8 protein-coding genes are annotated in these 12649 nt (G+C 51.4%); all 8 read right to left on the bottom strand.

Going from position 1 to position 12649, the window contains the following annotated elements; translation table 11 throughout:
- A complete protein-coding gene (locus ACXAD0_RS06810; RefSeq protein WP_475087617.1) occupies nt 1-1092 on the bottom strand; it encodes a ComEC/Rec2 family competence protein in 1092 nt (363 codons plus the stop codon).
- A gap of 264 nt (nt 1093-1356) precedes the next feature.
- Nucleotides 1357-2253 carry a hypothetical protein gene (locus ACXAD0_RS06805; protein WP_475087616.1) on the bottom strand — a complete coding sequence of 299 codons (897 nt, stop codon included), beginning with the start codon at nt 2251-2253 and terminating at the stop codon, nt 1357-1359.
- Nucleotides 2253-4037 carry an AAA family ATPase gene (locus tag ACXAD0_RS06800; protein ID WP_475087615.1) on the bottom strand — a complete coding sequence of 595 codons (1785 nt, stop codon included), beginning with the start codon at nt 4035-4037 and terminating at the stop codon, nt 2253-2255. Before ACXAD0_RS06800 ends, ACXAD0_RS06805 begins: the two co-directional genes overlap by 1 nt.
- Nucleotides 4038-4049: 12 nt before the next feature.
- Complete coding sequence (locus tag ACXAD0_RS06795; protein WP_475087614.1) at nt 4050-5264, bottom strand: restriction endonuclease subunit S; 1215 nt, start codon at nt 5262-5264, stop codon at nt 4050-4052.
- Entirely contained in the window at nt 5261-6835 is a 1575-nt protein-coding gene (locus ACXAD0_RS06790; protein WP_475087613.1) for a type I restriction-modification system subunit M, read from the bottom strand. Before ACXAD0_RS06790 ends, ACXAD0_RS06795 begins: the two co-directional genes overlap by 4 nt.
- A 41-nt stretch (nt 6836-6876) precedes the next feature.
- A complete protein-coding gene (locus ACXAD0_RS06785; RefSeq protein WP_475087612.1) occupies nt 6877-10344 on the bottom strand; it encodes a DEAD/DEAH box helicase family protein in 3468 nt (1155 codons plus the stop codon).
- A gap of 397 nt (nt 10345-10741) precedes the next feature.
- Nucleotides 10742-12244, bottom strand: a complete 1503-nt coding sequence (locus ACXAD0_RS06780; RefSeq protein WP_475087611.1) for a sigma-54 interaction domain-containing protein — start codon at nt 12242-12244, stop codon at nt 10742-10744.
- Nucleotides 12231-12398 (bottom strand): helix-turn-helix domain-containing protein, encoded by a 168-nt coding sequence (locus ACXAD0_RS06775; protein ID WP_475087610.1) that lies wholly within the window; start codon nt 12396-12398, stop codon nt 12231-12233. Before ACXAD0_RS06775 ends, ACXAD0_RS06780 begins: the two co-directional genes overlap by 14 nt.
- Between the last annotated feature and the right edge of the window lie 251 nt (nt 12399-12649).

The raw sequence follows: 12649 nt of genomic DNA, 5'->3' as shown, positions 1-12649 counted from the left end.
TCAAGCCTCCTCATCTTCGTAGGCGAAGTGATAGGGCTCTGGATCGAGTTTCGTCCAGCCATCGCGCTGAGGAGCATCATAAGGGAAGAGGATGCCTTTCCCACGGGTCGCCAGCGCCTCCACTCCGCGATGGGTAAACGCATTCATAACCGCCTTTCTGGGATGCTTGGGCTCCCCAGCCTTGGCGGTCGAGGCTATCGCCGTGATATCACGGGATTGGCCCTCGCTTACCGGTTGACCCACCAGGCGGTTCAATACGGTCTTGCCGATATTCCGCTTGCTACCGTGGTGGGGGATCTGGACAAATTTGAGGTCTGCACCGGTTGCACAGCTCTCAACCTGGTCGGCGGCCATTTCCAGCGCCTGGATACCCGCATCGCCGGTAAACAGGAGTCTGCGACCATCAACCACCAGCTGAGTAATCACACTGGAGTTATTTTTTGCTGATGTGATGCCATCATCGTCGATCTGGTCGTCACCCCAGGTTGCAAGGAAACGCTTCAAGACCGCCGCAGCCTTATTGAAGAAGCCCTCAGCCGCCTCACTCGTGGATGCCCGATCAGGCATTCCTTCAAACTCAGGAATTAGGGATTCGTAGTATTCAACAGATGGACCCAGTACCTTGAGCGCACCAGAAGCATCCTGCTCTCCAGTAAATGGCGCACGCACCACAACCCCTTTCGACTCCGCTAGCGCGACTAATGAGGATGCCTTTTCCAGATTTTGCTTCAAACGCTCGCCAAGGCTATTGTCGGTTACCCGCCCGTCTTGAAAGTGTTGTGCCAGCCCCTGGTTATGCTCCCAGGGCTGATGAATCCATAGCTCCAGAACCTGCAGCTCGTTCAGCACCGTTTCTAGGCCGTTAATGTGGTCCTGGTCCGGATGGGTGTTGATAACGATATCCACCTGGTCGGTGCCAAAGTGGTTTTTGATGTGCTCCACCAGAGCGGCCCCGGTGTCTTTGAAGCCCCCATCGATCACGACGACGGTCTGCTCTTGCCGGCTGCCATGGAGATTGCCAAAGCGGATGGCAATAGCGTCCCCGCTTTTGGACTCGTCGCCCACACCTAGAAAATCTACCTCGTAACCCATAATCCATTCCTTTTTAAGGTTAAGTTACGAGAGGTATATCAAGCTCCGTGCCAACTTGCTTTTACATTAAAAATCAATAGGTTACGAAATTTGACGGAAAGACGGCACAGGGAACAATGTAATTATATTTATAAAATGGTAACAATATTTACAGTTGCAGATCAGAGGGTTCCTAGGCCGCATCCTCCCCGTATTCGAGCATCTGGACTTCAACCCAACTGCTTAATAAGTAGGGAATCCGCACATTTACAGCCCCACGTCATATCAAGCGATCTCAATCACGTCAATTATCGCCTCTGCCGAACCACTAACACTGTACTGGGCGAATAAATCGATTACTGTACCTCGCTCGAGGCACACGACATCTGTGCGTTTTGCGCGTTCATGATGAGCAGCTGGCTCAACAAAACCGCGGTCGTATCTTAAGCCCGCCTGGTCTGTCAGCAGATATCTGGCATGGAAGTCAAAATCCATGGCTTCGTCATTCCACCTAATAACCTGTAGCGAAAACCCATTAGCGATTTTTTCGCCCATAAACTCTTTGTACGCTGAGATCACATCGGCTTGATCAGAAGGATCTTTGGAGTGCGCCATGTGAATAGTAATTCGAGTTATCCCACGACCCGCCTCGGCAGACACATCGACAAAAGCATTCAGAAGCTTCGTGCAAGCCTTGCTCGGTTTTAAGTAGGGATCTATTAGGGTTATTTCACGAGCATCGACAAATAACCGCGACGCTGCTGCAGCAAGGGAGCATGCATCTCGCGGAACCCTGACTTCTCTGCGATTATGAAAGACTTCTTCAGGCAAATCATCGATGGAATAGGCGTGCGTTAATGGCTCATCATTCGTCAGTACAAGTACGTCGAAGAGACTAGCAACTGCCGAATCAACCGCATTAGCTCGCCACTCGCCGCCACCATAAGGAATTGGCTTATTGTGCATACGATCACGCTTGGCTTGGCTGAGCTTTTCGACAATTTTCAGGCGCTCGACTTCCTTAACACCATTTGCATCACAAGCCTCAATTACCAAACGCATCCATGACTTGGGATATCTGGCAATAAGCGCACCATTGGGAAAGCCAAATTTTTCTATCAGGTAGCGGAAATTGGCCCAACAATTCACAGCTTCTGGCTCTACTGCAAAGACGGCGTGCATTAGAACAACTCCTCAGCACGCTCTGCGAAAAATCCGTTAGGCCATCGGCCGACAAACTCGCCGTCGCTATCAATTTCGATTCGGCGCACCTTAACTCCGTCTGAAGATGACTCCAGGTACACGATAGACACATGACTCGGGCTAATCGCTTTATAGCCCTCCGGCAACTCACCATCGGTAGTCTGGCGAATACGCTTTAGTAAGCGCAAGATTAGGTGCTCGCTGTGCGTTTCGACAAGAAAGCTCACATCGGACTTTACCTGCGTAAACAGATCACCCACCGCTACCTGTACGCGAGGATGGATATGCAGCTCGGGCTGCTCTACGGCTACCACACCTTTGCGACGGTCTAGTGCCGCCACCACGATAGGCAACAACTGCGAAACACCCACCCCGATCTCATTGGGCATAACATCGATGTGATTCGCCTGATCCCAAATTCGGTAGGAATACCGAGTCGAGGTTTCATCAAAACGGATCTGGCTGGATTCTGATGAGGAAGATCGGCCTATCATCGCCTCCAGTTGGTCTTCTATTCGCTCATAGGCCTGCAACTTGCCAGCAGATTTCAATTCCGCATAGCGTTTCTCCACTTTGAGTGCCAGACCATAGCCCAGGTCTAACTTATCCTTGTCTGCCATCCAATGGTGGACTGCCTTGAGCAGCTTCGCATCCGACTTTTCCAGGACATCCCATGCAGCCATACCGTTATGCCAGTCTTTGGCTTGTGGGTAAGGATTGGCTTGGTAGGTCGGGTCAGGGATGTTGCGCAAGGGGCCAATACAAAGGCTGTCATTGAGTATTTTTAACAGGTTATCCAGCGGCGCGACCAATACATCGGACAGGATCTCGCTGACGATTACGCCTGTACGCTCATCCTCTAGATCGAGCGACGTATGCAAGCGGCGCCCCAACCGCGGCAATGCACCGGCAAAACCTTTGAATCCGATCGGAGCATGCGATAGCGTGTAGTCACTATCGCCTATAGCGGTCATATAGGAGGAATTATTATACTCGCTCTCAGGAATTCGGCTTTCGTTCAGCAACGCATGAAATTTACTAATAAAACAGTCTTCCGAGAACACAATGGCGTCATCAGCTTCAGCAACCTCACCTGTAAGAAACTCCTGCCAGCCGCCCTCTTGATCCTCAGACCAACCTTTTATTCGAGCGACCTCCTCCTGGTAATCAGGATGTACTGCCTGCCCCTGCTCCAATTGCTCCTTAATCCAATCGTCATACTCCTCACCCAAAAGGTTACTATGGTGATAATTTAGCGCCATGATCATGGGTTGTTTGAGGCCGGAATCACTAGCTGCCTCTGCACACTCCTCCCCATCCAACCAGAGCCGATAGCTAGAAACGTACGCAGATTTCGCGGACTCTGACCAAGAGACCTGCAGCTCAACAGCCACTTTATCCGCAATTTCTGTTACGCCACCTAGAAACAAGTCGCTCCACCCCTCTAGCTCGGCGAGGTGCGCATAACCGGCCCCAATATCATCAGGTTTTGCATATTCGACTTTTAAGGTAATGCTCTTGCGCAAATCCCGGCCATTGACCAAATTCTTAAAGCCACCGACATACTTATCACCCAAGGCCTCGATGCGTAAGGGGTCACACTGGCCTTTTTCCAAAATCTGCTGCAGATAGAACAACGCAAGCAATACCGTACTTTTACCCACACTGTTGGGGCCGAACAAGAGCGTCACCGGCGCAAAGTCGATGCACTGGGTTTCACTGAAGGAACGAAAATTGGTTAGGGATAGCTTTGTTATTCTCATAAGATATTCTTGCTATAGGCTTCCTGAAAATGCATTTTTACTTAAAGAACCAAAGCATTCTTCGATGCATATAGATGAGCCCTTAATTTCATCTAAAATACTTTGGCATTTCCAATAGATCGATTTAAACTTATCTTGCAAATCCATGGATGGAAAGATTGCATCGGTTTCTTCAAATTTTGCCTTTGAAATATTAAGCATCGACCCACTGGTTCCCGTGGCCTGGGATGTAAGCAAATCTTTAAATCTCGGCTGCCACATCATGTAATGCAGAAATTCCGGTAGCAATTTTTCTTCCTGAGTTTTTACCACCCAAAGCTTATCTGGCAAAAACACATCGTTTTGATCCTCAGAGACAATACAGGTTGCAGCAACCAACTCCCTCGTATTGGCTCGACTAAACAGCAGGTCACCTGCTTTAGGGAATATAAGGCTCTTCCCCTTAGGCACTATTGATGGATCAATGGCCTTATTTTCTTTCGGCAAAAAAGTTCCACTGGTTACTGCACTAATCTTTAAAACTCCAATCCCTCCTGGTGTACAAGGCTCGCTACTACCTTTAGCACTCCAACCGGAAGCTATCGAATCAATCCCATTCCCTATTTTCGCTACATCCCACCCCTTCGGGTTCGTCACCGGATCACCAAACATATCCAGGAAAACGGCGCGGAGGAATTCGTCGGCGAGCTGGATGGCTTGCTGGCGTTTGCGGCGCAGGTTATCGGCCTTGTCGAGGATGGCGGCGATGCGTTTCTGTTCTTTTAGAGGCGGAAGGGGGATTTCAATCTCTTCAATCCGAAACAAAGCTAACTTTGGCTGACTAGTTGTTTTCTTTTTCGACTGTATATGCCTTTGGCCCGCTGTAGACAAGTACCAAACAAGATAGTCTCTATCGAGCTTATCTGGCTTATGAATAACAATTTTTGCAGCATTTTCTGTTAGATTCGCGCCATCTAAACAATCTGGAATAGTTCCAACCAAACCTATTGTTCCAGCTATAGATATGTAGACATCATCTTTAGAAATCACATACCTACTAATTTTCCTTTGAATATTTTCCGTAATATATTTAACACCCGCAACATCAACCCCCTTATCGGAAAAATCCGTGACGCGAATATATGGGTATTTTGTTTCTGAATCACTCAGCTGCTCCCCTTTTGGTAAACGCTTACCGCCTTTTACAGCCGCAAGATCTTTCAATAAGATCATCGGAAAAGAGTTCACAGCATCCCCTCCAGCTCTTTCAACTCCTTCTGAATATCTACCTCTAAATCCATCAAGCGCCGCAAAATTTCCTTGGGCGGATCGTAATCTTCCTCTTCATACACCACTTCCTTGTAGCGATTAATAGAAAGATCGTACTTATTACTGGTAATATCTGCTTTGCTCACCAGGAAGGCCTTAGCGGTCTTGTCCGACCACTCCTCTACCGATTCCCCTGCGATGGCCTTGGCACTGTAGGCCTGCCACTGGGTAACCAAATCTGGCAATTCGTTGCTGCCTTCACCGATTAACGGAGTGCGCTTGTCATCCAATGAAAAGCCATCCGCTTGCAGATCGTAGAACCAGACCTTGTTGGTCTCACCGCCTTTGGTGAAGATCATGACCGCGGTGCTCACCCCGGCATAGGGCTTGAACACGCCACTGGGCAGGCTGACGATGGCCTCCAGCTGGTTATCTTCAATCAGGGTTTTACGCAGCTGCTGGTGCGCCTTGGAGGAACCGAACAACACGCCGTCGGGCACGATGACGGCAGCTCGGCCACCGACTTTGAGCATGCGCAAGATCAGCGCCACGAACAGCAACTCGGTCTTTTTAGTTTTAACGGTGCGCAGGATTTCCGGATCAACGTCCTCCTCATCCAGGCTACCTTTAAACGGCGGGTTGGCCAGCACCAAGTCGAAGCCCTCTTTGGCGGCCTTCGGGAAGCGTTCGATAAAACCCTGACTCAGGGTATCCTGATAGTGGATATCGGGCTGGGCCACGCCGTGCATCACCAGGTTCATGGCGGCGATACGCAGCATGGTGGCATCGAAGTCGAAGCCGTGGAACATATCTTTGTCGACATGCTGACGGTGCTCAGCTAGTAAGTCACCGGTGAAGAGGGTTTGCTCCTCCTGCTCGCCCTTCTCATTGGTGACCAGTTCGGTGAAGGTGCCCTCCGGCGAGCTGTACTTTTGCAGCATAAACTCGTATGTGGTGCTCAGAAAGCCCGCGGTGCCACAGGCCGGATCACAGATACGGTCGGTTGCGCTGGGGTTCATCAGCTCGATGATGGCACGGATGATGTGGCGCGGGGTGCGGAACTGGCCGTTGATGCCCGCGGTAGTGAGTTTACCGAGCAGATACTCGTAGAGGTCGCCCTTGGTATCGCCTTTATCGAGCGGTAACGCATCGACCATATCCCGTGCCCGCACCAGCAGCGAGGGCTTCTGGATCATCAGCTGGGCATCTTTCATAAACTCGGCAAACAGGGTGCCTTCGTTACTCTCAGCACTGCTCTCTTTGAAGTAAGGGAACAGACCATCACGCACGGTTGCCAGCAGTTCGTCGGCGGACTCAATATGCTTGAGGTTTTGCCAGCGCAGGTGCTGTTGCGCGTCATTAAAACGTCGCTTAAAGGGCTTGCCCGTGCGCTGGGACTTTTTCTCGTCACTGGTTTCGTTCATATCCAGCAGGCGTGCATACATCAGGAAGGTGATCTGCTCGATCACGGTTAAGGGGTTGGTGATGCCCCCAATCCAGAACTCTTCCCAGAGTTTGTCGATATTGCTTTTTAGTGCACCTGTAATCATTTCTTCTCTCTTACATCTAATAGTTACTCAATGGGCAGTGCTTACGCCGTAAGCTCATTCGCCACATCGAGTTTTGATTTCTGTGTTTTGGTTTCGACGGTAAAGCCCGCAACAAACTCGGCGATAAGCTCTGCTTGTGCATCCTGGAATAGCCCGTCAATGCCATCCTGGTGCAGCCCTTTGAACGGTTGTTCGTACAGGTCTGCGATGGTCATTTGCCCCTTGCGGCAGATTTCGCTTTTCAGTAACCCCAAAAAGCGCTGCTGCAGGGCGCTGAGGTTGATGTGGTGTTGCTGCACAAACGCGGTAAATTGCTGCTCGATCGCCGCAACGTCCAAGCCGATGATGGTACGCAGCAACTGATCGACACCAGCACTGGATTCCGGGTAAAACTCGGCCAACAGTTCCAGGTCGACACCGGGATTTTGGGTATGTACCAAGGCATTCAGTGCATCGAGCTCTGCCTCTGTGACCGGCTCACCGGCACGGATTTTTTGCAGCACCGGGTCTTTGTTGAATAGCGGCGTCAGTGTTTTTTCCACTTCTTGCCGATAGATTTCGTAGTCGACGGTGCGAATATTGGTTTTACGCTCTTCTTCCCGATATTCCGCAGTATTCTCTTTGATATCGAAGACCGGTATTGGCGCCGGCGGAGGCACCGCGCCCTTCTCCCGCAGATGAATAATTGGGCGCAGCTGCTGACGGCTGTGCTCCAGGCTATCGAAGCTGGCCGTCGACCAATAGTCGTCTTGCTGCATGGCATTGATTTCGGACGCTTTGCTGCGCACCTGAGGCATGTGCATGAGTAGGCTGCGCACTTTACCGAGCACCTGCTCTTTTACTGGATCCAATAACTCTGGTTTGCAGAGTTTGGTGTATTGCGCAGTGGTGATATCGAGATCCCACTTTAAGGCTTCACTCTCGCCCTGGATGTTCCGCCACTGCATCAGCGTGGCCATCTGCCCAAACAGCTGCGCTTTGGTGACGGGCGCAAACTGGTGCAAGACATCAATCTGGCTGAGCTGCTGCTTGAGCTTCCAGTTGTCTTTGATGGCAATGGTATTGTCATCCAAGGCGTCGATGTCTTGCTTGAGCAGTACAACCATCTTGCCGAAGCTATCCAGCTCGCCACGTTTTAGCGCCTCTTCGGCATAGTGAAGGCGGGCTTCAAACAACTTCTGACTGAGGGATTTTGGTTCCCGGGGCTCTTCCTCGTCCGGGTCCATTTCAAAGTATTCAAAGTTGGCCCAGTGATCGAAAATCAGGAATTTCTTCTTGTCATCACTGCCATCGGTAGCCGGACCATAGAGGTTTGGACACAGGCGCGTACCGCGGCCGACCATCTGCCAGAACTTCACTTTGGATTTCACTGGCTTGGCAAAGACGAGGTTGAGCACTTCCGGTACGTCGATACCGGTATCGAGCATATCGACGGAAACCGCAATGGTGATTTCAGAATCTTGGCCGTCAGTGGCCTTGAAATCGTCGATCAGCTCTTCGGCGCGCTCATACTTGGAGTGGATAACCCGACAGAAGTTACCTCCGTATTCGGGATACATCTCTGCAAACAGACCAGCCAGCAGCTCTGCGTGCTGAATATTGCGGGCGAACACCATGGATTTACCCAACGTCTGGCCATCCGCCAGGCGCTGGCCCTTTTCCATCAGGTTGCGCAGGATGGCGCGGTTGGTGTCCTTGTTATATACCGCTTTATCGACCGATGCCGCATTAAAATCCAGCTCATTCGGGTCGAAGCCTTGGTCTTCCAACTGCGCTATTTGCTCATCGCTGAGCTTGTCGCCCTGAATACCCTCACGCAGAAATTGGGTGGTATGGGAAACCACCTTGAAGGGCACCAGGTTACCTTCTTCCACCGCTTGCTCCAGCGGGTAGTTGGCGGTTGGCATTTTATAGTCACAGCCAAACAATTGGCTGGTGGAGCGGCTGATCATTTCAACGGGCGTGGCGGTGAGGCCCAGCTGATAGGCATCGAAGTATTTGAAGAGATCGCCGAATACGTTGTAGATGGAACGGTGAGATTCGTCCGCAATAATCAGGTCAAAGTAGCCCGGATCAAATTCCTCCATGATTTTCATCATGCCGGGATAAGTGGAGACATAAATCTGCGAATTCTTGCGGTATTCCTTTTTCGTTTTACCGACTATGTAAAGGGGCTCGCTGGTGAACTCGTTATAGGCCTTGCCGGCCTGCTTGCGCAGTTCTTTGCGGTCACAAAGAAACAGCACACGCTTGGCCCAGCTGGCCTCGATCATGCGTTTGGTCAACGCGATAGCCACGCGTGTTTTACCGGTGCCGGTGGCCTGTACGATCAGCGCCTTGCGATGCCCCTGCGCAAAGCGCTCGCATACACGAGTGATCGATTCGACCTGATACAAACGCCCTGCGATATCGGTATCGATCGGGGTTATGTTTAAGTCTTTGCGCTTGGCTCGCTGGGCAACCAGGTATTGCAGGCTCTCTTTGGAATAGAAACCGTACAGCTTTCGCGGTGCCGCATTTTGCGCATCGTCCCAGATGTAGATGTCGTGACCGTTGGTATAGAAGATGACCGGGCGCTGACCGTATTTTTTCTCCAGGGAATCGGCATAAAGCTTGGCTTGCTGGCGGCCTTTTTCGGCGTTCTCGCGGGTGCGCTTGGCTTCGATCACCGCCAAGGGTTTACCGTTGTCGTCCCAGAGTACGTAGTCACAGTAACCAATACCGGATTCGGTAGGCTGGCCGTCGACCTCTTCCTCCAGTGTCACCTCTTCAGTGTTGTTGCCATTGAGGAGGTCGATATCCCAGTTACGACTGTGGAGCTCGGTATCGATCAGGCGGCGGCGGGTTTGCGCTTCATTCAGCTCTAGCAGGTTTTTCGCCTGATCGCTGGCCTGCTTGTGTGCCGAAGCCGATGCTTTATCTAGCTTGGCCTTGAGCTTGGCGGCTTCACGCTGGGCTTCAAGTTCTGCCTGCTGCGAAGCCTCAAGTTCGGCCATTGCCTGCTCAAGACGCGCCTTATGCTCTGCTTCACTTTTCTGGCTGGCTTTCAGCTTTTTAATCGCCGCTTTGCTGAGCTCTTCGGCGGGAATTGTTTTGGCGGGCTCTACGAATGCGCCGAAGTCACTCTTGCCGCCTTTTTTGAGGGACAGGAGTAACCAGCAGCTGAGAATATGCGCCTCTTTGAGCAACCAGAGGCTGCTGCCTTTACCAAATTTACCTTCGTGAGCTGTCTTATTGCCCTCTTTGCGAATGGCATGCAGCTTGTCAATGATGGCCTGGTCGACCACCGAGGCAAACGCGTGATTCTCCAGACGATCAATGAACTTTTCATTGGGCAAGCTGGGCAGGCGCCATTCTCGATAGACAACGCCCACCAGCTTCTCGGCAAAGCAGCGCAGCTTGATCAGCGCGCTCTGGGGGTCGTCATAGACGTACTGCTCGGCATGCCCGCCTAAATTGGCCAGGTCCGACCAGTAGGGCCTTAGATGCTCAAAGTTCTTTGACTGCATAAATTCTATTATTTCCATATCCCTGCTATTGCAGGTGCTGTGCCAACATTTTTTCGGCTATTGATGTGCGCCGTATTTTGCCATTCGAAAGCTCGATACCTATGCCCTTTCAAACTCTGACAGTTGAGCCAATCTCGGCGAGCAAACTTTCGAAAGACCAATAAAATTTCATACAAATCAACAACTTAAATAAAAAGCCAACCTGAAAAATCTGACTCATCGCCATGGTATCACCAGTTACGACTACCCTAACCCACCGGCTTCGCCCCTACTGGGCTAACCGTAAAACCAGTGCGAAACACGATGAGCTGGAGCCAATAAACATCATTCGATCAACCAGAAAAAGTAAAAATTATTACCAATAAGTAACCGTTATTACCTTCAGTGTTTTCCCTCTTTATCCCACGATACCTAGCTTCTTCGCCTTGTTCTCAAGGGTCTGGTGGCTGTTAAAGCCCAAAAGCTTGGCGGCCTTGGTTTTCTTGCCCTGGGCGACATCGAGCGCGCGAGGAATGTAATGCCGCATAACGTCATCACAGAGCCCCTGTAAATCAATGCCTTGCGATACATCCTTATCCAACAGCCCTGAGCTTTTCTCTGGCATTTGAAACAAGGCCTGGCGTACATCTTGCGCATTAATCGTGTCACCCTGACACCACAGCGCTGCACGCAATAAGCTCGACTGCAGCTCACGTACATTCCCCCGCCATGTGTGCTTCAGGATAAGATTCATGGCATCGGGAGCAAGTTTTTTCCCCTGTAAGCCCGCATCCTGCTCGCCCAGGGCATCCACCATCATGCTGGCCAGTAGAGAAATATCCCCTTCGCGCTCCCTTAAAGGCGGCAAGTGCAGCACTCCAACGGCAATGCGGTAGAACAGGTCTTCGCGGAAAGAGCCGCTTGCAACGGCTTCCATCAGGTCACGATGGGTTGCACTGGTCAGGCGAACATCAACCCGCTTTTCTTTGGTGCCGCCAACCGGCAGGAAGGTGCCCTCCTGCAATACCCGCAGTAGCCGAACCTGAACACTGAGTTCCAACTCTCCAAATTCATCGAGAAATAGTGTGCCGCCATTAGCCTGCTCGAACACACCGGGCTTATCGGCCGTAGCACCGGTAAACGCCCCTTTGGTATGGCCAAACAGGACAGAATCCACCAACTCGGGAGGAATGGCACCGCAGTTAAGAGCTATGAACGGTTTGGTGGCCCGGTTGCTGGCGTTGTGAATGGCACGGGCAAACAATTCTTTGCCGGTGCCAGTTTCGCCATAGATCAGTACCGGCACATCGCGTTCGGCCAGTACCTGTGCCTGGGCCTTTAGCGTCTGCATACGCGGACTGCGGGTAATGATGTTGCCAAACGCAGCATCGACGGGAGCATGGGCCTGAGCCAGCTGGCTGATTGTCGTACTATCCAGATCTTTGGCGACGGGTATGTATTCTGCGGAGAGCTCGAAGGGCACATCGACTTCCTGCACCCCATCCTCGACAGAGGCTTGGTAGAAACGACTGGCGTAGCGTGCCTTACCCAGCAAAATCCAGATTGACTGCATGGCCGGCGTTCCCGGACTCAACAGAATTGAAAGGTCGCAACCCTCGGACTCCAGTCTTTTCAAGTGCTTGTCCGCCGCCAGATAGATCTCGGCAAAATTCACCGGTGACGACAACGGCGCTGAGCGCAGATGGATGGGAGTCTCAACCTGCCCAGAGAGCCAATCGAGGTAGCCCTGAGCTTGCTCTTCGGGGTAGTTGTAGAGCAACTCCACTGTGTCGAACGTCTGAGACTTCAGGGTGGAAGCGATAGGGCCAAGTATTTGCTCCGGCGAACCTGCGTTATCCACAGCCTTGAGGTCATTGCCACCAATCCAGCTAATTAGCACTCGGCGCTTAGTGCGGCTCATCGGTACGCTCCAACATATCGCTGACATCACACTGGAACAGCTGGCACAAAACATCCAACGCCTCGATGTCGATTTTTTGTGCAGTTTCCTTGTACATCAGTGTTACGGTGTTCCGGCTCAGGCCGGTCTCCCGCAGAACATCAGCAATCTTCATTTTCCGCTCCCCCATCAGGCGAGCGAGGTGGCAACGAATCATCGGCGAACCTATAGAGAAAAGAGTTCACCGATAATATCTCAACAAACCCAAATAATTAAAGCTGAGATGGAATTTTTGCACTTTACGCACAAATAGGCCCGATTAGCCACAGGCCTTACAGCTGACAGGTAAAGTTCCTCCGGCCCACCAGCCTGAATGAAGCTTGCCCGGCTAAATTTTGTACGAATTCCCGCCCACCCTGCCGATTT

Source organism: Microbulbifer sp. ABF4_148 (assembly GCF_056158985.1).
Note: the sequence above shows the minus strand (reverse complement) of the source record. Positions and strands in the feature narration are given on the sequence as shown.

What these genes read in the sequence shown, in the direction of transcription:
- ACXAD0_RS06810 (WP_475087617.1), bottom strand. Translation starts at nt 1,092, where the DNA reads ATGGGTTACGAGGTAGATTTTCTAGGTGTGGGCGACGAGTCCAAAAGC.
- ACXAD0_RS06805 (WP_475087616.1), bottom strand. Translation starts at nt 2,253, where the DNA reads ATGCACGCCGTCTTTGCAGTAGAGCCAGAAGCTGTGAATTGTTGGGCC.
- ACXAD0_RS06800 (WP_475087615.1), bottom strand. Translation starts at nt 4,037, where the DNA reads ATGAGAATAACAAAGCTATCCCTAACCAATTTTCGTTCCTTCAGTGAA.
- ACXAD0_RS06790 (WP_475087613.1), bottom strand. Translation starts at nt 6,835, where the DNA reads ATGATTACAGGTGCACTAAAAAGCAATATCGACAAACTCTGGGAAGAG.
- ACXAD0_RS06785 (WP_475087612.1), bottom strand. Translation starts at nt 10,344, where the DNA reads ATGCAGTCAAAGAACTTTGAGCATCTAAGGCCCTACTGGTCGGACCTG.
- ACXAD0_RS06780 (WP_475087611.1), bottom strand. Translation starts at nt 12,244, where the DNA reads ATGAGCCGCACTAAGCGCCGAGTGCTAATTAGCTGGATTGGTGGCAAT.
- ACXAD0_RS06775 (WP_475087610.1), bottom strand. Translation starts at nt 12,398, where the DNA reads ATGAAGATTGCTGATGTTCTGCGGGAGACCGGCCTGAGCCGGAACACC.